Here is a 26,276-nt window from a genome sequence, read left to right on the forward strand (position 1 = left end):
CTAACAAAAAAGCAGCCATGTCCCACAAACCGGGACATGGCTGTTTTTTTAAAGCGTCAGGACTTTACGGATATCGGGGGCTGTTGTCGCCGGACGAGCGGAATGTTTGATGTTTCTTGGGAGGTGCAGTCTTGAAAGGATACCGGAAGTATTTTTTTAACAAGCTTGTTTGGTTCCTCGTCACCTTAGTTTGTGCATTCATTCTGAATTTTATTCTGCCGCGCCAGATGCCGGGCGACCCGGTGGCGGCTATCGTGGCCAGACAGGTTCAGGGCATGAGCAATACAACCGGGGTGCAGGCCATCTATGAGCAGTACACAGAATTGTTTGGCACCAACAGACCGATGTACGAGCAGTTCTTTCTGTACGTGCGCAATGCGCTGCAAGGCGATTTTGGTTTTTCATTCAGCCAATATCCCAGAACGGTGTCGGATGTGATTCGCGCAGCTCTCTGGTGGACGATTATTCTCCAATTTCCGGCCATCATCGTTGGCTGGTTGATTGGGAATACGCTTGGCGCGTTGGCGGCTTATGTGAAGGGTGGCTTTGACAAGGTTTTGCTGCCGATCAGTATTTTTGCCAGCAGTATCCCGCCATTTGGCATGGCGATGATTTTGCTGGTTATTTTTGGCGTGAGCTTGCAATGGCTGCCCACTTCGGGCGGTTATGGGTTTGACCTGATTCCCAATATGAGTTGGCGTTTTGTCTGGTCGGTGATCGTTCATTACCAGTTACCGTTTTGGTCCATTGTCTTGGTGACAATAGGTGGGCAGGCGATTGGGATGCGCTCGATGGCGATTTACGAGCTAAATGCCGACTATGTGAAATACGGCCGTTTCATGGGCATTAAAGATGGCAAAATTGTGCGCTACGTGTTTCGCAACGCCATGCTGCCCCAGATAACCGGTCTGGCATTGGCGGTAGGGACAATGGTTGGCGGCGCGCTGGTGGCAGAGATTATTTTTAGCTACCCAGGGCTGGGTTCGACGATTTTTACGGCCGTTCTAGGCCAGGATTACCCGCTTATCTCTGCCACGACATTGATCATCACCATCATGGTGCTGCTGGCAAACTTCGTGATTGAGATCATCTATGGCGTCCTGGATCCGCGCATTAAAGCAGCGCAGGCTGATTGATAAAGGGAAGATGCTGCTATGAAACACACACTTCGACAAGTCTTTCAATCTGGCAAATTCCTGGTCGGGTTTTCCATTTTTTCATTCGTTTTGCTGTTCGTGATCATTTATCCACGCATCATCACCGATCCCCCCTTACAGATCATCGGTCAGGGCACGTTTTTCCCTCCCGGCATCTATGTGAATGTTTACGACAGCCTGAATGCCCCCCATTACATCCTCAATTTGCCCGACGCTAACAGGAATCGGATCGCCAGCAAGTTGAGCAATGACGATCGGCAGGCCATCAAAGAATGGTTAACGGCCGTTGGCATTCCCGAAGACGAGATTGACGTTGAAAACACCCGCCAACTCCTGGAGCAGTGGGCAAACAATTACGACCCCACGCTCAGGGTTCAGGGCATGACCAACGCCCGGCGCAATTACTTTATCCGGCTCAATGATTCACTCAACCGACTGCTGGCAACCGAAGGCGTGAGCATCGCCGTGAGAAACGAGGAAACGGGCGAACTAGAAGAGATAGGCGTTGTTACGCTTAAAGATTACGTCAATATCAGGCAGGTTCCAAACGTGCGCCTACTGCTCCTGGGGACCGATAATTTTGGCCGGGACGTGCTGACCGAACTGGTAGCGGCCACCCGTGTATCCTTGCTCATTGGTCTTGTGGCGGGTCTGGTCGCCACTTCCATCGGTTTGGTACTAGGATTATTGTCCGGTTATATCGGTGGGCTGGTGGATGACATCATCATGTTTATCACCAATCTTTTTACCGTTATCCCCAGTTTTGTCTTGTTGATCCTGATTTCATTCAGCATTGGGCAAAATCAACGTGGCCCTGTCACCATCGCCATCGTAATTGGGTTCACATCCTGGGTCTGGACGACCAGGGCCGTGAGATCGCAGGTGATTTCGCTGCGCAACCGGGACCACGTGAATCTATCGAAGCTGTCCGGGCATTCAATCGTACACATCATCGTCAAAGACGTTCTGCCCTACATTGCTTCATATGTTGTCATGGCGCTGATCCTGCAAATTTCCTCCGGTATCCTGGCGGAGGCCGGCCTGTCCATTCTTGGATTGGGACCCAGAACAACAGAAATGCCCACATTAGGGTTGATGTTGAATTGGGCATTGATTTACCAGGCGCATATCCTGGGTAAATGGTGGGCTTATCTCCCCGTCCTCATTACCATCGCGCTGATTACATTCTCGATGAATTTGATGAACACCGGCCTTGACCAGGTGTTCAATCCGGCGCTAAGGGAGTAATAGCCGTAAGCCGTGAGCCGTAAACGGAACACGGAACATACAAAACAGGTAACTGCCATGTCAAATGCCATATTAGAAGTCAGAGAACTCACCACAAAATATATCACCCGGTTTCGGGAAGATGTTTACGCCGTTGACCACGTTTCGTTGAAGGTGGAAGAAGGCAAATCGTTGGGCATTGCCGGCGAATCGGGCTGCGGCAAGTCTACCCTGGCGCTGAGCCTGATGGGCTACTATTTCCCACCGCTGCATTATACGAGCGGCGAGATTATTATTGACGGCCGTAACATCTCCGGCATGAACCCCGACGACGTGCGTAAGTCCATCCTGGGCAAGGAAATCTCCTACATCCCCCAGGCGGCCATGAACGCCCTCAATCCCACGCAAAGGGTCATCCGCTTTATTGAAGATGTCATTGAAGCGCACGATCCCACCGTGACCAAGAAAGAAGTATACGACCTGGCTAAAGGCTTCTTTGAAGCCGTCGGTCTGCCAGCCGACGTGCTGCAAAAATACCCGGTGGAGCTTTCCGGTGGCATGAAACAGCGCACTGTCATCGCCATCTCCGTCATCCTCTCGCCCCAGATCCTCATCGCCGATGAGCCTTCCTCTGCGCTCGACGTGACCTCGCAGAAGATGGTCATCAAGATGCTGCGCAGCCTGATGGACAAAGGGTACATCAAGGCGATGATCTTCATCACCCATGAGCTGCCGCTGCTGTACAACGTGACCGATGACATCATGGTCATGTATGCCGGGCAGATCGTCGAAAAGGCCGGCGCTAAAGAAGCAGTGTTCGACCCCCTCCACCCCTATTCCAAAGGTCTTATGGGTTCGATCATCGTGCCGGAAGAAGGGCTGCGGGATGTGAAGCTGACGGCCATTCCGGGCGTGCCGCCGAATCTCAAAAACCCGCCGTCTGGCTGCCGTTTTGCCGAACGCTGCAAGTACGTGCGGCCGGAGTGTAAAGCCATCTCCGTCCCGTTGCGCGAAGCGGGACACGGCCGTGCCTACCGCTGCATCATCCCCGAAGCAGAACTGCGAGAAATATATGCCAGGGAGGCTCATCAAAATGTCTGACGAGAAAAAACTATGCCTCAGCGGCAAAGGCGTGACAAAAGTATTTGGCCTTGGTCGCAATAAAACTGTCGCTGTGGATCACGTGGATTTCAATTTCTACGAGGGCGAAATCATCTCCATCGTCGGCGAATCGGGCAGTGGCAAGACCACGTTGGCGAAAATGCTGCTGGGATTGATCAACCCGACTGAGGGCGACATTTACTTTCAGGGCGAGCTGATGACCGAGGCGTGCAGCTTCGTCAACCTGAAGTTCGCCGAACTGACCAACAAGTATCCCTTTGAGCTTTCCGGTGGGCAGCAGCAGCGCCTGATGATCGCCCGCATCTTCTTGCTGAAGCCCCAAATCTTGCTGGCCGATGAACCCACCTCCATGATAGACGCCTGCTCCCGCGCCACTATCCTGGATATGTTGATGCAGCTGCGCGATGAAATCGGCATGACGCCCATCTTCATCACCCATGATATTGGTCTGGCGTATTATGTTTCTGACAGCGTTTACATCATGGAACACGGCAAATTTGTCGAAAGCGGCTCGGCCGACCAGGTGATTCTGCATCCGCAAGAGCCATATACCAAACGCCTGCTCAACGACGTACCCAAAATCTATGAAGAATGGGACCTTTCAACGGTCTAACGGTAGAGGCGTTGCAATGCAACGTCTCTACACATCACAAACATGCTGCAAAAATCAAGAGTCCCTTCTAAATTAAGCCTGATTCTTCTGGCTTACGCCGCTTTTATTGCCCTGGGCATGCCCGATGGCCTGTTGGGCATCGCCTGGCCTTCCATCCGCGCCGATTTTGTCATCCCGCTGGATGCCATGGGCATGTTACTCTTTGCCAGCGTCGCCGGGTACATGACCTCCAGCTTTCTCAGCGGGGCGTTGATCGCCCGCCTGGGCGTGGGCAACTTACTGGCAATTAGCTGCGCTCTCACCGGCGCGGCCCTCGTCGGCTACACCCTTGTGCCTTCCTGGTGGATGATGGTGACCCTGGGCGTGCTGGCCGGGTTAGGCGCCGGCGCGATTGACGCCGGTCTGAATACCTACGTCGCCGCCCATTTCGGCGAAGGACTCATGCAGTGGCTGCACGCCAGTTACGGCATCGGCGTGACCATTGGCCCGGTGATCATGACCCTGGCGATCACCACCCTGGATTCCTGGCGCGCCGGGTATCGCATCGTCGGCGGCTTCCAGTTCTTGATGGCCCTCGCTTTTACCCTCACCCTTGCCTGGTGGAACGCCCCCGAAGAACGGACGGAGCAGAAACGGGAAAAGCGCCTGACGGAGTACAAAACCCCCATCGGCCAGACCTTGCGCCGGCCGCAAGTCTGGCTCAGCGCCCTATTGTTTTTCCTCTACGTGGGGGCGGAAGTCTCCCTGGGAGCCTGGGCCTACACCCTGCTCACCGAGTCGCGCGGCGTACCGGTGCGTCTGGCCGGTTTCTGGGCCGGCAGCTATTGGGCGATGTTTACCGTTGGGCGCATCCTGGCCGGGCTGTACGCCCGACGCCTGGGGATTCATTTGCTGGCCCAGGGCGGTATGGTTTTGGCTCTGCTCGGCGCCGTCTTGCTCTGGTGGAACCCCGTGCCCTTCGCCAACTTGCTGGCGGTCGGGCTGATCGGCCTGGCGATTGCCCCGGTCTTCCCGGCGATGATGTCGGGAACCAGGCAGCGGGTCGGCGCCCGTTATGCCGCCAACACCATTGGGATACAAATGGCGGCTACCGGGTTGGGCGGGGCGACAATCGCCAGTCTGGTGGGTGTGTTGGCGCGCCGGTTTTCTCTGGAAATCATCCCCATCAGCCTGGTGGCGTTGTTCCTCAGTTTGCTCGCCAGTTACCGGCTGTCGCTGGTGATGAAGGGATCGCAGGAAATGGAGTATGCGGTGGCCAGACCAACCGGCTGTTGGGCTATCCCGCGCCCAGCTGTTGATCGTCAACGCCGATGATTTTGGGATGTGTAACTCGGTGAATGAGGCCGTTATCGGCGCATGGCCGGCCGGTATTCTTCGCTCCACCACCTTGATGGTCCCCTGCCCTTGGGCACTGCACGCCATCCATTTCTTGAAAGAGCATCCCGAAGTCCGCTTTGGCGTTCACCTCACGGCGATTTCTGAATGGGTTGATTACCGGTGGGGACCGCTTACCCCCAGGGAGCAAGTACCATCTCTCGTTAACGAGGCGGGGCACTTCTACAACTTCGAGCAGATGCCCCACTTTTTGGCCCAGGTCAATTTAGCGGAATTGGAGCGAGAGTTCAGAGCGCAGATCGAAACTGTGCTGGTGGCCGGGTTGAAGCCGACGCACCTGGATTGGCATTGTCTGCGGCTGAGTGGATGGACTTTTGCGTGCTGGGCGCGCCGCCCGGCGGGGGGCGGTTTCCGGGCTACCCCAATTGCGGCGATAGACCGAGATTTTCATATCGCCAGACGATTTTGATTTTTGACATCGCCCGAGCGCATGAAGGGCATCATTCTTCTAGATTATCGCGCTTTGCAAGCTGTTTGGCGGGAAAAGTAGATTCACAGGAAAACAACATATGAACATTCAATCTTTGGCAGGCGAGTGGCAGTTTCGTCAGGCGGGAGCAGAGGAATGGCTGCCCGCCACCGTGCCCGGCGGCGTGCATACTGATTTGCTGGCTTTAGGCCGCATCCCCGACCCCTTTGTGGGCGACAATGAAAAGCGGGTGCAATGGGTGGCGGAAAGCGATTGGGAATATCGCTATCAATTTATGGCCGCGCCCGAACTGTTGGCGCAGCCCCACGTCTGGCTGGTGGCCGATGGGCTGGATACGCTGGCGACGGTGACTTTAAACGGCCGTTTCCTCGCCCACACCAACAACATGTTCCGCCAATACCGCTGGGACGTCCGCGCCCTGCTCCAGGCCAGGGACAACGAACTGCTCATCACCTTTGCCTCACCGGTACAAACCATCAGCGAAAAGGAGGCGCAACGGCCGTTGCCCGGCGTCTCCCAGGCCATCGCCGGCGGGCCTTATTTGCGTAAAGCCCCCTGCCAGTTTGGTTGGGATTGGGGACCGCAGCTTCCGCCCATCGGCGTCTGGAAAGAGATTCGCCTGGAAGGCGGGGAGGGCATCCGTCTGGCCGACGTCCATCTGCGCCAACACCACGCCAACGGCGAAGTCACAATCTCCGCCGCATTAACCCTCGAAGGCCAGACAACCGAAGGCTTAACCGCCCACCTCCACATCCTCGCCCCCGATGGCGAGGAGATGATGACGGAAACGGCCGTTTCCCCCTCCCCCCATTCACAATTCACAATTCACAATTCACAATTCACAATTCCCCACCCCCAATTATGGTGGCCCAACGGCTACGGCCCCCAACCCCTCTACCAAATCACCATCAGCCTGCGCCAGAACAACGCCGAACTAGACAATCGCCGCTACCAACTTGGCCTGCGCACCCTCGAACTGCGCCAGGAACCTGACCAATGGGGGCGCTCCTTTGAATTCGTCGTCAACGGCGTGCGCCTCTTCGCCAAAGGTTCCAACTGGATACCGGCCGACTCTTTCCCCACGCGCATCAGCGACGCCTACCTGGAGGCGCTCATTCGCGGCGCGGCCGAAACCCAGCAAAACATGCTGCGCGTCTGGGGCGGCGGCTTCTACGAGGAAGAACGCTTCTACGACCTGTGCGACCGCTACGGCATCCTCGTCTGGCAAGATTTCATCTTCTCATGCAGCGTCTACCCGCTGGACGACCCCGACTTCCTGGAAAATGTGCGCATCGAGGTGCTGGAAAATGTGCGCCGACTGCGCCATCGCGCCAGCCTGGCCCTTTGGTGCGGCAACAACGAGATGGAATGGGGCTGGGTAGATTGGGGCTGGAAACAGCGGCCCGATTTGGACGATTTGAAAGCGGCCTACGACAGCTTCTTCCACCACACACTGCCCGCCTGGTGCGCCGCCGAAGACCCGGACACCGCTTACTGGCCCAGCTCGCCTTCGTCCGACACCCCCTTCGAGAACCCCAATGGGCAGCAGCAAGGGGACGCCCACTATTGGGACGTGTGGCACGGCCGTAAACCGTTCACCGCCTACCGCGACCAATATCCCCGCTTCATGAGCGAATTTGGCTTCCAGGCATTGCCGCCGCTGGCCTCCATCCGCACCTACGCCGACGAAGCCGACTGGAACATGACCTCCTACATCATGGAGCAGCACCAGAAAAATGACAGCGGCAACAGTCTGATGGTCGGGCAAATGCTCGACACTTTCCGCCTGCCCAAAGATTTCCCGTCGCTCGTTTACCTGAGCATGGCGCTGCAAGCGGAAGGCATCCGCTACGGTGTGGAGCATTGGCGGCGCGCCCAGGAGCGGGTGGCGGGCACGCTCTACTGGCAGCTTAATGACTGCTGGCCGGTGGCCTCCTGGTCCAGCCTCGATTATTTCGGCCGTTGGAAGGCGCTGCATTACGCCGCCCGCCGCTTCTACGCGCCGCTGCTGCTCTCCATTGAGGATGCGCCGCCGCGCCAGGGAGTTTACCTGACCAATGAGCGGCTTGAGGCGTGGCACGGCCGTATCCGCTGGTCGCTGGAAACGTTAGAAGGCGCAGCGCTGGCAGCCGGCGAGGAAGCGGTGCAAGCCGCGCCACAGGCCACCACCCACGTCAACACCCTGGACTTTACCGATCAGCTAACCGACGACAACCGGCGCAGCCTGACCTTTATCGCCGAATTGTGGCAGAATGACAAGCTTCTGACCCGGCAGACCGCCTTCTTCGCGCCGACCAAACATTTGCAGCTGATGGAACCGGAGATAACGGCCGTTTGTCATCTTGAAGGAGCGATGCTGCACATTGAATTGAACGGCCGTTCCCTCGCCCGCCTGGTAGAACTCTCCCTCGACGGGGCCGATGTCGTTTTTAGCGACAACTACTTCGACCTACCCGCCCGCCGCGCCGTTACCCTTACCTGCCCACTGCCTCACGGATGGGACTTATCCCAGGCCAAAGCAGCGCTGCGCATCCGTTCGGTTTACGATTCTTTCTAATTGAGAAAAAAGGAGTCAACCATGTCCGATATTCACGCTCTCGTAGCCAGAATGACTTTAGAAGAAAAAGCGGCGCTCTGTACCGGAGCCAGCGCCTGGACAACAACCCCGGTAAAACGGCTCAACCTGCCGGAACTGTTCGTCTCCGATGGCCCACACGGCATTCGCCGCGTCGCCGACATTCATGCGCTGACGAGTAAAAGCCTGCCCGCCACCTGTTTCCCCACTGCCTCCAGTCTGGCCGCCACCTGGGACGTGGATTTGTTGTTTGAAATGGGGCAGGCGTTGGCCGAAGAAGCCATTGCCCTGGGCGTGGATGTCATCCTCGGTCCCGGCGTCAACATGAAACGCTCGCCCCTGTGCGGCCGTAACTTCGAGTATTTTTCCGAAGACCCGTACCAGGCTGGGGCGATGGCCGCCGGTCTGATCAAAGGCATTCAGAGTAAGGGCGTGGGTACGTCGCTGAAGCATTACGCGGCCAACAACCAGGAATTTGAGCGCTTTTCGATCAACGCCGAGGTGGACGAACGCGCTTTGCGCGAGATTTATTTGGCGGCGTTTGAAACAGCCGTTACCCAATCCCAACCCTGGACCGTCATGTGTTCCTACAACAAAATCAACGGAACCTACGGCTCCGAACAAACCTACCTGCTCAGCGACATCCTCAAAAAAGAGTGGGGCTTCCAGGGCTTCGTCGTCTCCGACTGGGGCGCCGTCCACGACCGGGTCGCCGCCCTCAAAGCAGGGTTAGACCTGGAAATGCCCGGCCCCAAGCAGACGCGGGTCAATGCTGTCATCGAAGCGGTGCGCAACGGCGAACTGGACGAAGCGGTGCTGGATGAAGCCGCGCGACGCATCGCGCGCGTCGCCCTGTGCGCCGCGCAAACACCCAAAGGGGGCGGCTTTGACGCCGCCGCCCACCACACCCTGGCGCGCAAAGTGGCCGCCGAGGGCATGGTTCTCCTCAAGAACAACGGCCTGCTCCCCTTGCAAAACCCGCAGCACGTCGCCGTCATTGGCCGCGCCGCGCAACAAGCCCACTTCCAGGGCGGCGGCAGCTCACACATCAATCCCACCCAGGTAGACGTGCCGTTCAGCGAACTGCAAAAGCTGGCCGGGAACGCCGAATTGAGCTTTGCCACGGGGTATCCTGAAGACAACAGCCTGGACCAGGGCCTGGTTGACAAAGCCGTCACCATCGCCCAGGCCGCTGACGTGGCCTTGCTCTACATCGCCCTGCCTTCCTTCAAAGAGTCGGAAGGGTATGACCGGGCGGACCTGGACTTGACGGCGCAGCAGGTGGCTTTGATTCAGGCCGTAACGGCCGTTCAACCCCACACCGTCGTCATCCTCAACAACGGCGCGCCGGTAGTCATGGGCGATTGGCTTGATGGCGCAGCCGCCGTGTTGGAAGCGTGGATGATGGGTCAGGCTGGCGGCGGGGCCATTGCCGACATCTTGTTTGGCCGCGTCAATCCTTCTGGGAAACTAACCGAAACCTACCCGCTGCGTCTGGCAGACACCCCGGCCTACCTCAACTTCCCCGGCGAAAACGGCGTGGTGCGCTACGGCGAAGGGCTGTTCATCGGCTACCGCTACTACGACGCCAAAGAGACGCCAGTGCTGTTCCCCTTCGGCTACGGGTTGAGCTACACCACTTTTGCCTACAGCAATTTGCAGCTTTCGGCCGACAGCTTCAAAGACGTGGCCGGTCTGACGGTGTCGGTAGATGTGACCAACACCGGCCCGGTGGCCGGCAAGGAAATTGTGCAGTTATACGTGCATGATCAAGCGTCGCGGTTGATACGGCCGTACAAAGAACTCAAAGGCTTCACCAAAGTGTCGCTCCGGCCGGGCGAAACCCAAACCGTCTCCATCACCCTCGATTCCCGCGCCTTTGCCTACTACGACCCCGCCTACCAACAATGGATCACCGAAGATGGTCAGTTCGACATCCTCGTTGGCGCATCGGCGGCCGACATTCGCTGCCAGGCCACCGTCACCCTGCAATCCACCTTGCAGCTGCCATCCATTTTGCACGCCGAATCCACCATCCGCGCCTGGTTCGACGACCCCCTCGGCAAACAAATCCTCCAGCCAATGTTCCACGAATTAACATCCAATGGCGGTCCCTTCAGCGCTGATGACTCTGGCAGCGATGCTATTGGCATGGATGTGCTTAGTTTTCTGATGGACTTGCCCCTGCGCAGTTTCCTCCACTTCCAGGAAGGCTCGCTCACGCAGCCCGCCGACGACATCGCCGACATGCTGCTGGAGCAGGTGCATGGGGTGAAGCGCTAAGGGTCCATATGTTTTTAACCTGGCGAGATTGGACCAATCTTGGAGATTGGTCCAATCTGGGCCGGGTTTTTAGCAACCTATCAGGTCTGGAGAAGCAGAGTAAAAATGACCAATGAATTTCCGCAAGGTTTTTTATGGGGCACAGCCACGGCCGCCCATCAGGTGGAGGGCAACAACACCAACAGCGATTTCTGGGTGATGGAACACCTGCCGAACACCGTTTTCGCCGAGCCGTCGGGCGACGCCATTGACCATTATCACCGCTACCCGGAAGATATGGCGCTGTTGGCCGAGTTGGGTTTCAACAGCTACCGCTTTTCGGTGGAATGGGCGCGGGTGGAACCGGAAGACGGCCGTTTCTCCACCGCCGCCCTGGACCACTACCGCCGCATGTTGGCAGCGTGCCACGCGCACGGCCTCAAACCAATCGTCACCTACCATCATTTCACTTCGCCGCGCTGGCTGATCAGCCAGGGGGGATGGCAGAATGGGGCAACGGCCGTTAAATTCGGCCGTTACGCCCAAAAAGTCACCGAACATCTGGGCGACCTCATCGAAGCGGTCTGCACCATCAACGAAGTCAACATCCCGCGTATGGCGGCTTTGCTGTGGATGGCCGGCGGCCTCGATGAAACCTTCATCCAGCGGGCGGCTCAGGCGCTGCATACCACGCCAGAGCAATTTGCGCCCTTCATGTTTGCCGGAACAAGCCAGGGACGCGCAGTGATCCTGGCAGCCCACCAGCAGGCGCGGGCGGCGATTAAGGCGGAACGGCCGTCGCTGCCCGTCGGCCTGACCATTGCCATGGCTGATATGCAGGCTTTGCCCGGCGGCGAAGCCGTGCGTGACCAGATGCGTTGGGAACTGCAAGATGTCTTCCTGGAAGCAGCCCGCGAAGATGATTTTGTCGGCGTGCAAACCTACACCCGCGAGCGGTACGGCCCGGAAGGCCCCTTCGGCCCGGAAGAAGGGGTGGAATTGACGCAAATGGGCTACGAATTCTGGCCCGAAGCCATCGGCGCAACCCTACGCCGCGCCCACGAAGTAACCGGCCTGCCCCTGATGGTGACGGAAAACGGCATTGGCACGAAGGATGACGGCCGTCGCCTGGCTTACTACCAGGCAGCCCTGCGCAGCGTACACACCTGTTTGCAAGAGGGGCTGGACGTGCGCGGTTATTTTGCCTGGTCGGCTTATGACAACTTTGAATGGATGCTCGGCTACCAGCCAACTTTTGGCATCATTGCCGTGGACCGCGCCACCCAACGGCGGACCATCAAACCCAGTGCGCGTTGGTTAAGCGAAGTGGCCCAGGCCAACCGGCTTATCTGAGCGATTTCTCCTGGCTACTCTTCCCGATTGAGGGTAATGTCTTGCCAGGAGGCCGGGTCTTCAATAGGTTCCAGGTGGGTGATGACACTTAACGGCCGTAACGCCTGCCGCAAATCTCGTTCCATTTCCTCCAACAACGCATGGCCGTGCTGTACTGTCCACTCACCGGGAACCTGAACATGAACGGATACAAAACGCTGCGACGCCGATTGGCGGGTGCGCAAGGCGTGATATTCAATGGATTCTTGCTGGCAATATCGGTCCAAAACGGCCGTCACCAACGCCAATTCGTCCGCCGGCAGCGCCGTGTCCATCAACCCTTGCGCCGATTTACGCACCAGTTTTACGCCAGAATTTAGGATTTGCGCCGCCACCGCCAAAGCAATCAACGGGTCCAAAATTTGCCAACCGGTCAGCGCCACGGCGGCCACGCCCACCACCACCCCCACCGATGTCCACACATCCGACAACAGGTGATGGGCGTCGGCGGTGAGGGTGATGGAATTGTGCTGTTTGCCGGCGCGGGTGAGGACAAGCGCCGTGGCCAGGTTGAACAACCCAGCCGTCACCGATACCACCAGACCCAGGCCAACCTGTTCCAGAGGCTGTGGGTCGAGCAAGCGCGGCACGGCCGTTGCCGCAATCATGATCGCCGCAAACAAAATCATCATCCCTTCTGCGCCGCTGGAGAAGTATTCCGCTTTGGCGTGGCCGTATGCATGTTGATCATCTGGCGGTTGGGCGGCGATGGTCAGGGCCATCAGGGCCATCAGGGCCGCCACCAGGTTCACGCCCGACTCCAGCGCGTCGGATAACAAACCGACCGACCCGGTTAGATAATAGGCCAGCGCTTTGAGGGAGATGGTTACGACGGCCGTGCCAATAGACAGCCAGGCAAATCGCGTGAGGTGCTTACGGTCTAACATAGATGTGTGCGCTGTAACCGACAAAAGATTGGACAAATCCCAGAAGATTTGTCCAATCTAACCGTGTAGATTATTCAAATCTCGTTCCTTACGATCTTCACGATTGATAACGTCGGGCGATGTTGGGGATGAGGTATTCCGCGAAGGCGCGTTCTACATTATAAGCCGGTTCCCAGCCCCAATCGCGCCGCGCCGTCTTGTCGGACAACCCGGCCGGCCAACTGTCTACAATGCCCTGGCGCTGCACATCCGGCGCAAAGCTGATTTGGGCGTTGGGGAAGGCCCTGAGAACCTCGTCGCGGAACTGCACGGCCGTTAAACTAAAACTGGTCACGTTATACACCGCCCGCCGCAGCGCCGCCCGCTCCACCGCCGCCAATTGCAGCAGCGACGTAATCGCATCGGGCATCGCCATAAAAGGGATCACACTGTCCTCTCGCACAAAACAGGCATAGGGCTTGCCCTGGGCCGCCGCGTGCAGCATCTCCGGCCCATAATCGCTGGTTCCACCAGAGGGAACCGTATAGGCGCTGATCAACCCCGGAAAGCGCACCGCCCGGAAATCCAACATCACCGGCTTAGAACGCGCCAACTGTTGATAATGGCTGCTAAAATACATGCCCAGCATCTCGCAGTACAGTTTGTTGCAGCCATACATCGTCGTCGGGTAGTTCCAATCCCATTCACGCACATAAAAATCCCGCGCCTTTGTTTCCAGGTCGGGCAGGCCATAAACGGCGACGGAGCTGGGGAATATAAAACGCACCGGATCACCGCGCCGCTGCGACTGCTCGGCAGCCATTTGCAGCAGGGCCAACGTGCCGTTCACATTCACCTGATGCGCCAGCTCCGGCGCAAATTCTGACCGCGTAGACAACAGCGCCGCCAGGTGAAATATCACGTCAAAGTCATACTCAGTGACAAGCCGGGCAAACAGGTTATGGTCCAGAATGTCACCTTGCATGTGGGTGGAATAACCGGCCATGTCGGCCGGCAGTTCGTGCAAATCCAGGCTAAGGACGTGGTTGTTGCCAGAAGCCGCCAGACTTTTGATCAGCGCCTGGCCGATTTCGCCAGCCGCCCCGGTGATTAAAACAACTTTCTTGCGCATGGTTCTCCTTTTTAGCTGAACAGTGTGTGGGAAAGGTGATTACAAGTTCCAGATGTCCTGGGTTAAAAAGCGTTGCAGATCGCCAATCTCGTTTCTGAGTCGCGGATTACTCACCATCTCGGGCCGAGGATCGACATAATACACACCATTAAGGCGGTTGAGCGCCAACGTGTAGCCTAAAAAATGGTTTGTCTTGAAGGTGGAATTGACGCCAAAGATACTGGTCGCCATATGTGCACGCTGCACATCGTGCAGAAAGATGGCTACCACTTTAATTTCTCTGCCCAACAATCTGCCCAAGAGAAACTTGTCTAGAAAGATTTTGTCAATCCGATCTTTACTGGTGGTTTTGACCGACCCGATTGATTCGTCTGGGTGAAGCAAAGCGCTTTCAGAAGTGACAATGGCGCCCTTTTGGGAAATGACCAAGTCAAGCTCATAAGACATTTTGTAACCTGGTGAGTCTGGAATAGGCACAGAAATGGTTCGTGGTTGGCAGGGAAAGCCCATTTCTTGAATGAGCAGCTTAACCAGGTTTTCAAAAAGCTGGCCGATTCGCTTTCGGCTTTGATTGGGGTTTGTGAAAGAGTCGCCAATACTGCCAATAGACTGCTGCATTGTGTAGACAGCCTTGTTGATTTCATTGGTTTGCAAATAACTTTGCACCGAAGGAAGGTCGGCAGCGGTTTGTCCTTGCTGACGCATATCGGCAAGGAATAACATCAACCGTGTGAACGCTGTGTAGAATTCATCGGCCGTTTCAATGAATAAATCGAAGTTCAGTGGGCGCGTAATCTTGTAATTATGCTCTTTGCCGTATTGAAAGAAGACGTAACGGTGATCGTTAGGAGCCATGATGCGCGTTGGCTTTGTTTGCGCCAAGAGATCGAGAAACGCAGTGGTAAGCGCGTGGTAATCTGCCAATTGCTTAAAAGCGGATTTGTCTTGCACACTGGCTTGTAATTCTTCTAGTGATCGGGCTGTGGTCATCGAATGGCCTTTCTCCGATTGGCATTGGTCAGGTCGTGTTCAATCCACTTGTCTACCGGCCAATCTTTTACCAGTTCAATACGTGTTATGGCCCACTGACCATATTCGGTTGACAGATCGCAGCCCATCCATTTTCGCTTAAGTTGTTCGGCGGCAACGGCCGTTGTCCCCGACCCTAAAAACGGATCAATCACCAGATCGCCAACATTGGAAGAAGCCAAAATCAACTTACGAAACAACTCCTCTGGTTTTTGGGTGGGGTGGGGCGTGGTCTCATTCATACCATTGCAGGTGGTGGGTATTTCAATCACATCTCGCGGTTTAGCTCCCCTGGGATGCGGACTCCAAACCTCTGTGCTGTGACCGTATTGGCTGCTCTCGGCCGCCACCCGATCTGGATATTTTGTCGTATGGTTGCCATAAGGGATGCGCACCTCATCTACGTTGAACGTGAATTCTTTGCTTTTGCGAAAATGCAAAATACTCTCATGCGAGCGCCCCCAATCCGAACGAAGATTGGCTTTGTTTTTGTAGTGCCATACCAACCATCGGCAACCCGCAAAGAACTTCAACGCCGGCAACTTGATATCGGCTAAAATCTCAGAAAACCCACAGACGTAAAGCGTCCCGTCAGGTTTTAACACACGGGCAGCCTGTTCTATCCAACTTAAAGACCACTGCACATAAACCTGATGAGATTCAAACGTATCCCATTCTGCTTTGTTGATATTGTAGGGGGGGTCCGCCACGATGAGATCAACCGATTCAGTTGGTAATGAAGACAACCATTGCACAGAATCACCCACATAAATTGAGCCGTGCGGGTGTTGGTACAATAATTGTGGTTTAGGTGCGTCATTCTTCTCCGCCGCAAGCGCCTGGATTTCACCCCGCGACAGCTGTTTTTCCGAAAACAAGGCGAGTTGTTCTTCCGGAGCGTACTTGAGCATGGGTTCTTTGAATACTTTTTGCAGCAAATCGGGATTTTTGTTAGTTTCCATAAGTTGAGAGCTATCTTTTGTCAACCGTGTCTCAGCCTTCGATGTCATTTTAACAGAAATCAGGCCACCGTGTTATACTCCCCCGCCTATGCGACAACGAGACATTTTTTGGTTCTGGATGCCCCTGTTTGCCAGTTGGCTGCTTATGACGGCCGAAGGTCCCATCATCAGCGCGGCCATTAACCGCCTGCCCCAAGAAGTGATCATGTTGGCCGCCTTTGGCATTGTCAACAGCCTGTCTGTGACCATCGAAAGCCCGATCATCAACCTGCTGGCGACCTCGACGGCGCTGGTGAAAGACCGCCATTCTTTTTTGCTGCTGCGCCGTTTTACCATTCAGTGGGCTATTGCCCTGACCGTTTTGGCGGCGCTGGTCGCTTTTACGCCGTTGTTCGACGTGATTGTGCGTCGCTGGTTGGGCACGCCGCCGGCAGTGGCGCAGTGGGTGCGGCCGGGGATGCAGATCATGGTGTTTTGGACGGCGGCTATTGCCTGGCGGCGCTTTTTACAAGGGGTGATGATTCATTATGGCGCGACGCGCAAGGTGGCCTGGGGCACGGCCGTTCGTCTGCTGGCTTCGGGTGGCACGGCCGTTTGTCTGGCTCTGTTCAGCAGTTGGGCGGGCATCATCATTGGGGCGACGGCGCTGATGGCCGGGGTGGTGGCCGAGGCGCTGTATGCCACGGTGGCGGTACGGCCGCTGCTGCGCCGGCACCTGGCCCCCGATTCGCCCGCCGCCGCCGGGCCAGCCCTGACCATGCGCGAACTTTTCTGGTTCCACCTACCCCTGGCCTCTACCTCGCTGCTCATTTTGCTGGCCCAGCCGATGGTTACGTTTAGTCTGGCGCGGCTGGACCAGCCGGTGGAATCGTTGGCCGCCTGGCCGGTGGTGTTCCAGATCATGCTGATGGCCCGCGCGGCGGCGCTGGCGCTGCCAGAAGTGGTCATCGCCCTCAGCGAGCGTAAAGGCACTTTTCACACGCTGCGCCGTTTCAGCCTGAACCTGGCCGTGACCATGACCGGTCTGATGGCCCTGTTTATCTTCACTCCGCTGGCGGTTTACTACATCTATGTGGTGCAAGACATGACGGCCGTTGTCGGCGCGCTGACCCAATCCAGTCTGGTCTATTTCTTGCTGTTCCCGGCGTTGGCGACGTTTATCTCCTGGCTGCGCGGCCTGCTCATCAATCGGCGGGCGACCAAAGCGGTGAATGTGGGCATGGCGATTAATTTGGGGGTTACGGCCGTTGTCCTGGCCGTTGGTTTGTTCAACCAATGGCCCGGTCTGCCCACTGCCGCTGTCGCCCTGAATATGGCCGCGCTGGCCGAGATTGTGTATCTGGGTTGGTACACACAGCGCGTTTTGCCGGCCGATACGCCGCTGCTGCGCCCCGCCAAAGCGCGATAAAGAAAGTTGGTATTCAGTTAATGATTTTGTGTAGGGGAGGGCCTTGTGCCCGCCCGTCTGCCAGAGGGCGACCACAAGGGTCGTCCCTACCAGCCAGAATGTTTCTCTGAAAATCTATAGCGTATGGCAGTGGCTCACCTCCGAATCAGGGGCAGATAGATTTGTTGGCTCTCGCCGCCGCTGATATTACCGGTTGTGCGATTCCAAAAACCACCGGTCAGGGTGAAGGAGCCGCCCGTCATCTGCTGGCCCGCATCAAACTGACCGGCGGCGCCGCTCACTGTAAAAACGCTGCTGCTGCTTGTGCCGCCGCCGCCATCCACCGTCCACCAGGGAATCGAGAGGGCGTTTGGGGCTTGTTCCGGCAGCGCCAGGAGAGTGGCAACGGCCGTCAGGCACAACACCACCGCCAGTAGAAGTAAAACCGTGCGTTGTCGTTTCATGGACCGTCTCCCTAACGCAGTGTCACAAACACGGCGATTGTGTCTTGTCCGGCCGTGGGCGTTTCCAGGACGGTACCAATGATTGGCGCGCCTTCAGTGACAACCATGCCTTCCAGAGTGCGCGTTTGCAACGGCCGTGCCCGTCCATCCGCTGCCATTGTCAGACGATCACCGGCTTGAACGGCCGTGCCCGGCTGCAATTTCACTTCCGCCACGCCATATATCGTCAGCGCCACGTAGTCGCCCGGATTGGCCGGCCCATCGCCGCTGCGCAAAGACATCTCCCCTTCTTCTTCTTTGCCCGGCGCAACCGCATACTCCAATCGCCCCGTCACCACACCAATGACACCGGTGAACTGCTTATCGTCGGCCAGCCGCACCAGCGGCAGCGCGCTTTGCGCCCCTGGCAGTGGGTCGGCCAAACCATCTACGGCCACCACGTCTCCGGCTGTCAGCGCCGTCGCCCCCGTTACTTTGGCGACCAGCGAATAGGCGTGGGCAAAGACGTTGCCCGCCTGAATATTGTCCACACTGTAAAACGCCCACTCCCCGCTGGCGTTGGCCGTGTTCGACCAGATGCCATAAGTGGATACACCTGGACTGGGGATATAAACGCCGTAGTTGGAAACGTCCGGCGCACTGCCTATCTGGATAGCGTCGTCGCCTGTTTTGAGGATGCGAATGCCATCGCTGCCGGTGGTATTGCTGATGACCAGGCTGTAATCGGCGCTGGGACCAATCCGCAGCCCGCCTTCGTTGGGCACGCTCAGACGAATGCCGGCATTGTACAAGTGCCAATCGCCCGTTGCGCCATCATAATAAGTCCAGGCCCGGAAAGAGCCATTGGTGGCATAGCCATAAAACGGCCAGGCGCCAGCGTTAGTCGTTTCCACATACATACCACCGTATTGGTTGGCGGCGGCAACGGCGCGCACGCCGAATACTTCGTTGCCGGAGATGCGGAAATTGCGTCCAACGCCAACGAAGTTTTGCGATTCGTTGGTATATACATTGGGCAGCCCCAGGGCATAGGGCGCGGGCGTTAGTTCCTGACGCGGACTCAAGGTTGTGAACGCGCCGCCGCCAGACGGCCGTACCGCAATTTGCAGCCAGCGCGCATTTTGCCCAAAAGCCGATGCGCCAAAATTGAGATCAACCGTAAACAACCCGTTCTGCACCTGGATATTGTTCCGAACGGCCGTAACGTCAATCTGATTCCCGCCGGCGGCGGCGTCGTAGAGCATAAATTCAAAATCAAAAAGCGCATTGGCCGCGCTGCCATTGTTATCCAGATAACCCTGGTAGGTAAAATCTGTCCCCACCGGCTCAACAGCCGGGGCCAACGGCTCAACAGCCGGGGCCAACGGCTCAACAGCCGGGGCCACTGGCTCAACAGCCGGGGCCATGGGCGACGGCTGAGCCAACACCCAGCCAACGCCCAATGCCAACGCCGCCAATACCATACCCATTACCAGATATGCCGATAGTTTTCTTTTCATTTTTTTCTCCAGAAGATCTATTTGTCTACGTGTTACCGGGAAAGGATGAACAGTGGGTGGAAACGGGGTTACAAGAAGATGCGGCGAGTGTGAATCAATTGGCTGAGCGCAATTCTTTCCAGGCGACCTATGTCGCGGCTGAGGGGACATCCATCCTGGTACATCATACTGGATATTGCCGACAATTGAAAGGGGTAGGACGATCTGGCAGTCGTCATCAGTGTTCAGTGACCAGTTTTCAGTTGGCGTTAGCGACGAACACTATCTTTGTCGTTTCAGTAGATCAAAACGGAGCGCGGGCATCTTGCCCGCACTGACAGGCGAGACGCCTGCGCTCCAAAACCATTTCGATCTGCTGAGTTTAGGGATTCTGGTTCTTCAGGATTTCATGGGGCAGCGCCCGATGTAGGGGCGACCCTTGTGGTCGCCCTCGACTGGGCGGGTACAAGACCCGCCCCTACATTTAGCGCTACCCCACGAGATCCGAAAGACCCAACATCTTCTTTACAAATTTACGCTGCATTGTCATGCTGAACGGAGTCTTCGGAGTGAAGCATCCCATTCCCACCAGAGTAGCGGGATGCTTCGGGGGATGCTTCGGCTTCGCTCAGCACAGGCTCTCAGCATGACGTGCTTTCTTGTCATGCTGAACGGAGTCTTCGGCCCTGAGCAACGTCGAACGGGGAAGCATCCCCTTCCCACCAGAGGAGCGGGATGCTTCGGGGGATGCTTCGGCTTCGCTCAGCACAGGCTCTCAGCATGACACCTCTTTGGGCTAGATTTGTAAAGCACAAACTGCGGGAGAACCATGAACCATGCCCAAAATCCGTGTAAATCCGTGTCATCCGTGTATCAATTTTTACCTTTCCCATAGGCTGCTGGCAGCCGTAAGCCGAAGTCCGTATCCCGTTTCCCGTGGGCATTTGCCAGAGACAGCGCCCTACGGAATACCGACTACGGCTGCCAGGGAGTAGCTGAGGTAGTTGGTAAAACGGCCGTTTTCATCCACCGTATACAAGCCCACCACCACCGTGCGCGGGAGGCGATTGGCTGGCAGCGGGATGAGGTAATTGTCCTGAACCAGTTCGCCAGGCTGCCAGCCTGAGGTCGGGTAAAAACCGGCAGCCGGATGGCGGCGGTCTCCCTGGGCGATCAGATCATCTGGGCCAAGAATCTGCGCCTGGTCGCTGACGTGGACAAAAACGCTGTAATCATGCTCCGGCTGCCCGGTCGCCTGCCACAACAGCGTGACAGCCAGATTGGTCTCATCGGCCAGTTCCGCCTGGGCGGCCAGCAGCTGCACTGTGTCTGTGGCGGCCAACGGCCGGTCGGCGATGGCCGCCAGCAGGGGCGTTGGCCGAACCGCTATCATCCGTTGGCCCTGGCTGCTGAGGGCTGCGGCTGTGCCATATTTCTCGCGCCACTGCGCCAGTGGGGTGGCATACAGCACACTGGGATTGACAAACAGAAGCGCCGGCGGCTCCGGCGGCAAGCCGCTGAGGTCTGCCCGCAAATCCAGCAGGCGCATTCGGGCCAATTCGCCCGTCACCAACCGGCCATAAGCCAGCGGGAAGAAGCGCGGCCCCCAAATCTCCCCGACCAACGGACTCTCGCCCGGCAGCGCGGCCGCGTCGGCAATAATTTGCCGCCCGGTGTCGTCTTTGGTGTGGAAGAGGATGTAGGGCTGGTGGGCGCGCAGGGTGTTCAGGGCGATGGCCGCCGTGAGCAGCAGACCGATGGCCGGCAGCCAACGCCGCCAACGGCCTAAAGCGATCAGCCCCACCCCCCAGGCGGCGGCCAACGTCAGGCTGGCGACCAGGATCATCATGTAAGAGCGAATCAACAAACCCTGGCTGACGGGGGCCAGCCAGTAGCCGCCAAAGGCCAGCAGCAGCACGCCGGCCAGACGGCGCGTTTCGGCGTGCAGCAGACCGGGGACAAAACCGAACAGCCCGACAGCCAGCCCGAACCCACTCATCTCCTGGGCCAGAAAACGCAAACGGCCGTTTAGCGCAGCGGCAATCTCTGGCAAAGCCGTCGGCGGGGCCAGCCGGGCGCTGTATTCGCGGGCGAAAAAAGCGTCGCTGAACCCGGCCCAGGTGGTGGGCGAACGGCCGTAAACCCAGGGCGATCCGGCCCAGGCGACCAGGGGTAGATAGAGGTAGACCAGGCAAAGAGGCCGCCGCCAGCAGCGCCGCCCCTAACCAAATGCGCCAGCCCAACGCTCTGGCCGGCCAGACAGCCAGCAGCAAGGCGGGCGCGAGAAAGACCAGGGTGCGGTGATGGCCCACCGCCAAACCAAAGAGCAGACCCAACAGCAGAAATTTGCGCCGGGTGGGCTGCTGCCCCACCGCCAGCGCCAGGCTGAGCGAGCCAAACGCCAGCAGCAGGCCAAAGGCATACGCCTCAGCCACCACCGCGTAAAGCCAGACGAGGATGCCGAAGGCGGGCAGCAGATAGGCGGCGGCCACGGCCGTTCCCGACGCTTCAAATCGGGCCAGCGGCCGGGCCAGCAACACGAAGGCTCCCAGGGCAAAGAAAAAGGAGAGCAGGTTGGCGGCGGCCGCCGGATAAAGCCGCAGCGGGTCCAGCAGGCGCACACCCAGGTTGCCCACCAGACCCAGCAGCGGGTAGCCGGGCGCGTGGGTGACGCCCCAGGTGTGCCAGGCAATCACAAATTCGCCCGAATCATCCAAAAGCTGCAACAAGCCGTTAAACTCGCCCGTCGGATCCGGCAGTGGGTCGTTGGCGATGGCGATGTGCGGCGGCAAACTGCTCAGCCAGACGGCGGCGATGAACAGCAGGGCGATGGCGGGCCAGAGGAAGCGGCGCGGCGCGGCAAAATAGGGCGCTGTCCGGCTTGGGCGGCGTTGGATCTGATTCATACGTCAATTATCTAACATCCCCGGTAACTGCCAAACGCTCTGTCCTTCGGCGGCAACCCAATTGCGGTAGGGGCGCGACGGCGCGGATAGGTGGCTAATCTAACATTGTCAAAGTAATATCTCAATCATCGAGGGAGCCTCCGGGGGATTTGTCGCGGCCACCACGGCCGTCTTTAGCCCCGTTTACGGGACGTCGTTTTTTAGCCTGGGGCTTTAGCTCCAGGCGCAGCGGGCAACCGACGACGACCAGCGCTAAAGCGCCGGTCTATCAAACAACGCCGGGTAAACCCGGCTTTTACCCCTTTGCTACCGATTACCCCAACATATTGAAAAAATACGTTTGAAAAAAGTGCAAACATGGTGCTATCCTTACAGACCTGACAGGTTCCCAAAAACCTGCCAGGTCTTAACCAAAGGAGCGCATAGATGGCCGACAGTTCGCCGCAGTTACCCTTAAGCCTTGCCTCGCACAACAACCAATCCCTCTTTTCTGACCATTACCTGGACGCTATTTTGCGCCGGGGCGATGCCTGGCGGGCGGCCATCCCCCAGGCGGCCGCCTTTCTGGTCTGGCTGCGCGAGTTGTACGCCCAGGAGAAGGCGCAGCTGCCCCATTACAACGAGAACCAGCTTGAGGACAAGTGGTTTAAGCCGATTTTTGCCCGGCTGGGGCTGGCGCATTGGGAGGGGCAGGCGGTTATCCCCGGCTGGCAGGGCAAAATCAAGAAGCCGGACTTTTTCTTTTTCCCCGATGCGGCGGCGCGGCAAACGGCCGTTTCCCAACAAAACAGCCTCTCCTACGCCCAATCCGCTCTGGCTGTCTGCGAGGTGAAGCAGTGGGGCGTCAACCTGAGCCGCAAGACCGGCGCGCAGCCCATCTTCGCCGACCAGAACCCGATGTACCAGATTGACACCTACCTGACGCTGACCGGGTTGGAGTGGGGGATGTTGAGCAACGGCCGTTTCTGGCGGCTGCTGCACAAATCCTCCTCCCGCACGTTGGAGACTTACTTTGAGGTGGATTTGCTGGCGGCGTTGGAGGAAGGGGATGAGACGAAGGGAACGGCCGTCATCCTCTACTTCTGGCTCTTCTTCAACCAGGCCGCCTTCCGGCCGGGGGGCGACGGCCGTACCTTTCTCGCCGACGCCCTGGCCCAGAGCCGCGCCTATGCCGTCGCCCTGGAAGCCGATTTGCGCGACAACGCCTACCGCGCCCTGGAGCAGCTGATCATCGGCTTCTTCGCCGGGGACGCCGCCCTGGACGCCGCCAATCCCGCCCAACGCGCCGAGGTCTACCAGAACAGCCTCTACCTGCTCTATCGCCTGCTCTTCATCTTCTATGGCGAAAGCCGCGCCCTGCTGCCCATCCAGCAGCCCATCTACCAGGAGCAGTATTCGCTGCAACAATTGGCCGGCAAAATAGATAGCCGGCGCAGCCAGCTAAGCCATCTGCCCACCACCGGCCGCCGCTATTGGGACCAACTGCGTGAACTGTTCCGCCTGATCAGCGGCGTGGACGCCCAATTGAACGCCGATTTGGGCCTGCCGCGCTACAACGGCGGCCTCTTCGACCCGGCGCAGCATCCTTTTTTGGAGGCCCACTTTGTCGGCGACCGGGCGTTGGCCCAGGCGATTGATTATCTGGCGACCCGGCGCATCATCCAGGCGGGCGGCAAGCCGGAATATCAGCGGGTGGATTACCGCACCCTCGACGTGCGCCAGCTAGGCTCCATCTACGAAGGGCTGCTGGAGTACAAGGTGGCCGTCGCCACCGAGGAGATGGTGACGATCAGCCAGAAGGGGGTGGAGACGTGGGTTCCGCTGGCGCAAAGGGGGCGGGCGAAGAGCTACGGCGACCGCCGCCAGCCGGGCGAATTGTACCTGACCACCGACAAAGGGGAGCGCAAAGCGACCGGCTCCTACTACACCCCCGATTACATCGTCGAATACATCGTCGCCAACACCCTCGGCCCCCTCGTAGAGCAAGCCCGCCACCGCGCCGCCCTCGCCTCTTCCTCTAGCTCTTCCTCTAGCTCTAGCTCTAGCTCTAGCTCTCCCTCCACCTTCGCCAACCACTTCATCGCCGAAATCCTGCGCCTGAACGTCCTCGACCCGGCGATGGGGTCCGGCCACTTCCTGGTGGAAGCAACCCATTACCTGGCCCGCGCCCTCGCCACCAATGAGTACACCCCCTCCTCCTCTAGCTCTAGCTCTAGCTCTAGCTCTAGCTCCAGCTCTAGCTCCGACCTCCTCTACTGGAAACGGCGCGTCGTCGAAGCGTGCATCTATGGCGTGGACAAGAATCCGATGGCCGTGGAGTTGGCGAAGTTGTCGCTGTGGCTGAAAACGGCCGCCGCCGACAAACCGCTCTCCTTCCTGGACCATCACCTGCAACATGGCGACAGCCTGATTGGGGCGTGGTTGGCTGATTTAGCCGCGCCGCCGCAAAGGGTGGCCAAACCTGACAGGTCTCCGCAGACCTGTCAGGTTCCCCTGTTCGACGAAGGGGCGTTTACCCAGGATATGTTCCGGGCGGTGGGCGGCGTGATGCGGATTGAGCGCCTGCCGACCGACGACATTGAGACGGTCCACGCCAAAGAGGCGGCCTGGCGAGACATCCAGCAGACGCACGTGGCCCGCTGGCGGCGGCTGGCCGACCTGTGGGTGAGCGCCTATTTTGGCAATGGGCTGAGCGCGGAGGAGTACCGCGCCCTGGCCGACCGGCTGCAAGGGCGGGAGAGCCTGTTGAGTGCAGCGCAGGCGGCGGCTTTTTTGGGCCATCCGGCGGCGGCGGCGAACGATTATTTTCATTGGGAGCTGGCTTTCCCGGAGGTGTTTTTTGATGAATACGGCCGTTCTTTGGGCGAGGCGGCCGGGTTTGATGCGGTGATTGGGAACCCGCCGTATGTGCGGCAGGAGCAGATGGCCGCTATCAAGCCCTTTTTGCCGCAGGCTTACCAGCCGGTCTACAAAGGCACGGCCGATTTGTACGTTTATTTTTTGTACGGCGGCCTTCACTGGCTGCGTTCTGGCGGCTATCTTTCCTACATCGTCAACAACAAATGGCTGCGGGCCGGTTATGGCGATGGCTTGCGCGGTTATCTGGCGGAAAACGCCCACGTCAGGGAGATTGTGGATTTTGGTCACGCGCCCATTTTTGCCGATGCGGATACGTTTCCCTGTATTTTGATTTTGCAGAAACCGGAAGATGAACACGGCAACGCGGACAGCAAAACAACCATCTGCATATTTCCTCGCGCCGAATTGGACAAGGTAGAGATTGCCTCCTTCATTGCTAGCAATAGTTACCGCGTCTTAAACAGTCGTTTCAGCAGCGCACCCTGGAGTTTAGAGCCAGAAGTGGTTGAACAGTTGATGGCCAAAGTAAAACAAAATGGCCTTCCCCTGCGAGAGTTTATCGGACAGTCGCCTTTTTACGGGATCAAAACCGGATTTAATGAAGCGTTTTTGATTGACACAGCCACACGAAATCTTCTGATCAGGATGATCCGAATGCAGCAGCAATCATCAAGCCATATTTGCGCGGCCAGGATATAAAGCGTTGGTCTCCACAATGGGCAGACCTATGGATGGTTCTTTTGAAGTCCAGCGAGAATTATGTCTGGCCCTGGAGCGATGCTGGCGAACAAGCGGAAGCAATTTTTGCAGCAACGTACCCGTCCATTTACAAGTTTTTTGCACCGTTCCAAAAGCAAATGATGAAGCGGTGGGACAAAGGTCGTTTCTGGTGGGAACTTCGGTCTTGTGCTTACTATGAGCAGTTCGAGAAGCCGAAAATCATCTATCAAAGAAATCCAATTCCACCCTGCTTACAGCTACGATACAGAAAATTTCTTCATAAATAACAAGGTCTTCTTG

Annotated in this window: 19 protein-coding genes; 11 read left to right on the forward strand and 8 right to left on the reverse strand. The window is 57.7% G+C overall.

Annotated elements, in window-relative coordinates; translation table 11 throughout:
- The first annotated feature begins 131 nt into the window (after nucleotides 1–131).
- The 9 genes from IPM39_11405 to IPM39_11445 all read left to right on the forward strand — a co-directional run bounded on the left by IPM39_11405 (nucleotide 132) and on the right by IPM39_11445 (nucleotide 12,134).
- Nucleotides 132–1,136 carry an ABC transporter permease gene (locus IPM39_11405; GenBank protein ID MBK8986669.1) on the forward strand — a complete coding sequence of 335 codons (1,005 nt, stop codon included), beginning with the start codon at nucleotides 132–134 and terminating at the stop codon, nucleotides 1,134–1,136.
- A gap of 18 nt (nucleotides 1,137–1,154) precedes the next feature.
- Complete coding sequence (locus IPM39_11410; GenBank protein ID MBK8986670.1) at nucleotides 1,155–2,405, forward strand: ABC transporter permease; 1,251 nt, start codon at nucleotides 1,155–1,157, stop codon at nucleotides 2,403–2,405.
- Nucleotides 2,406–2,462: 57 nt separating this feature from the next.
- Nucleotides 2,463–3,485, forward strand: coding sequence for an ABC transporter ATP-binding protein (locus tag IPM39_11415; protein MBK8986671.1), 1,023 nt, complete (start codon nucleotides 2,463–2,465; stop codon nucleotides 3,483–3,485).
- The gene (locus IPM39_11420) at nucleotides 3,478–4,119 is read left to right on the forward strand and encodes an ABC transporter ATP-binding protein (protein ID MBK8986672.1); all 642 of its coding nucleotides are present in this window, start codon (nucleotides 3,478–3,480) and stop codon (nucleotides 4,117–4,119) included. The genes IPM39_11415 and IPM39_11420 overlap by 8 nt, the downstream gene beginning before the upstream one ends.
- Before the next feature lie 42 nt (nucleotides 4,120–4,161).
- On the forward strand, nucleotides 4,162–5,433 hold the full coding sequence (locus IPM39_11425) for an MFS transporter (protein ID MBK8986673.1): 1,272 nt from the start codon (nucleotides 4,162–4,164) through the stop codon (nucleotides 5,431–5,433).
- On the forward strand, nucleotides 5,366–5,923 hold the full coding sequence (locus tag IPM39_11430) for a ChbG/HpnK family deacetylase (GenBank protein ID MBK8986674.1): 558 nt from the start codon (nucleotides 5,366–5,368) through the stop codon (nucleotides 5,921–5,923). The genes IPM39_11425 and IPM39_11430 overlap by 68 nt, the downstream gene beginning before the upstream one ends.
- A 172-nt stretch (nucleotides 5,924–6,095) precedes the next feature.
- Nucleotides 6,096–8,501, forward strand: a complete 2,406-nt coding sequence (locus IPM39_11435; GenBank protein ID MBK8986675.1) for a glycoside hydrolase family 2 protein — start codon at nucleotides 6,096–6,098, stop codon at nucleotides 8,499–8,501.
- 51 nt (nucleotides 8,502–8,552) lie between these two features.
- Nucleotides 8,553–10,802 carry a glycoside hydrolase family 3 C-terminal domain-containing protein gene (locus IPM39_11440; GenBank protein MBK8986676.1) on the forward strand — a complete coding sequence of 750 codons (2,250 nt, stop codon included), beginning with the start codon at nucleotides 8,553–8,555 and terminating at the stop codon, nucleotides 10,800–10,802.
- Between the two features lie 105 nt (nucleotides 10,803–10,907).
- Nucleotides 10,908–12,134: a glycoside hydrolase family 1 protein gene (locus IPM39_11445; GenBank protein ID MBK8986677.1), complete on the forward strand. Its 1,227-nt coding sequence runs from the start codon at nucleotides 10,908–10,910 to the stop codon at nucleotides 12,132–12,134.
- Nucleotides 12,135–12,148: 14 nt separating this feature from the next.
- Here IPM39_11445 and IPM39_11450 read toward each other — a convergent pair whose 3' ends face one another.
- The 4 genes from IPM39_11450 to IPM39_11465 form a co-directional block, all read right to left on the reverse strand.
- Nucleotides 12,149–13,060, reverse strand: a complete 912-nt coding sequence (locus tag IPM39_11450) for a cation transporter (protein ID MBK8986678.1) — start codon at nucleotides 13,058–13,060, stop codon at nucleotides 12,149–12,151.
- Nucleotides 13,061–13,157: 97 nt separating this feature from the next.
- Complete coding sequence (locus tag IPM39_11455) at nucleotides 13,158–14,171, reverse strand: NAD-dependent epimerase/dehydratase family protein (GenBank protein ID MBK8986679.1); 1,014 nt, start codon at nucleotides 14,169–14,171, stop codon at nucleotides 13,158–13,160.
- 39 nt (nucleotides 14,172–14,210) lie between these two features.
- A complete protein-coding gene (locus IPM39_11460) occupies nucleotides 14,211–15,161 on the reverse strand; it encodes a hypothetical protein (GenBank protein ID MBK8986680.1) in 951 nt (316 codons plus the stop codon).
- Nucleotides 15,158–16,111 carry a site-specific DNA-methyltransferase gene (locus IPM39_11465; GenBank protein ID MBK8986681.1) on the reverse strand — a complete coding sequence of 318 codons (954 nt, stop codon included), beginning with the start codon at nucleotides 16,109–16,111 and terminating at the stop codon, nucleotides 15,158–15,160. Before IPM39_11465 ends, IPM39_11460 begins: the two co-directional genes overlap by 4 nt.
- A 139-nt stretch (nucleotides 16,112–16,250) precedes the next feature.
- On the opposite strand from IPM39_11465, the gene IPM39_11470 reads away from it, so the two are divergent.
- Complete coding sequence (locus tag IPM39_11470; GenBank protein MBK8986682.1) at nucleotides 16,251–17,570, forward strand: hypothetical protein; 1,320 nt, start codon at nucleotides 16,251–16,253, stop codon at nucleotides 17,568–17,570.
- A gap of 134 nt (nucleotides 17,571–17,704) precedes the next feature.
- Here IPM39_11470 and IPM39_11475 read toward each other — a convergent pair whose 3' ends face one another.
- The 4 genes from IPM39_11475 to IPM39_11490 form a co-directional block, all read right to left on the reverse strand.
- Nucleotides 17,705–18,013: a hypothetical protein gene (locus IPM39_11475; GenBank protein MBK8986683.1), complete on the reverse strand. Its 309-nt coding sequence runs from the start codon at nucleotides 18,011–18,013 to the stop codon at nucleotides 17,705–17,707.
- 11 nt (nucleotides 18,014–18,024) lie between these two features.
- Nucleotides 18,025–19,512 carry a DUF2190 family protein gene (locus IPM39_11480; protein ID MBK8986684.1) on the reverse strand — a complete coding sequence of 496 codons (1,488 nt, stop codon included), beginning with the start codon at nucleotides 19,510–19,512 and terminating at the stop codon, nucleotides 18,025–18,027.
- A 940-nt stretch (nucleotides 19,513–20,452) separates the two neighbouring features.
- Nucleotides 20,453–20,884 (reverse strand): hypothetical protein, encoded by a 432-nt coding sequence (locus tag IPM39_11485; protein ID MBK8986685.1) that lies wholly within the window; start codon nucleotides 20,882–20,884, stop codon nucleotides 20,453–20,455.
- Nucleotides 20,778–22,397, reverse strand: coding sequence for a DUF2723 domain-containing protein (locus tag IPM39_11490; GenBank protein ID MBK8986686.1), 1,620 nt, complete (start codon nucleotides 22,395–22,397; stop codon nucleotides 20,778–20,780). The genes IPM39_11485 and IPM39_11490 overlap by 107 nt, the downstream gene beginning before the upstream one ends.
- 426 nt (nucleotides 22,398–22,823) lie before the next feature.
- Here IPM39_11490 and IPM39_11495 point away from each other — a divergent pair, with 426 nt between their 5' ends.
- Nucleotides 22,824–25,955 (forward strand): Eco57I restriction-modification methylase domain-containing protein, encoded by a 3,132-nt coding sequence (locus IPM39_11495; GenBank protein MBK8986687.1) that lies wholly within the window; start codon nucleotides 22,824–22,826, stop codon nucleotides 25,953–25,955.
- The last annotated feature ends 321 nt before the right edge of the window (nucleotides 25,956–26,276 follow it).

This window comes from Candidatus Leptovillus gracilis (assembly GCA_016716065.1).
Classification (GTDB): domain Bacteria; phylum Chloroflexota; class Anaerolineae; order Promineifilales; family Promineifilaceae; genus Leptovillus; species Leptovillus gracilis.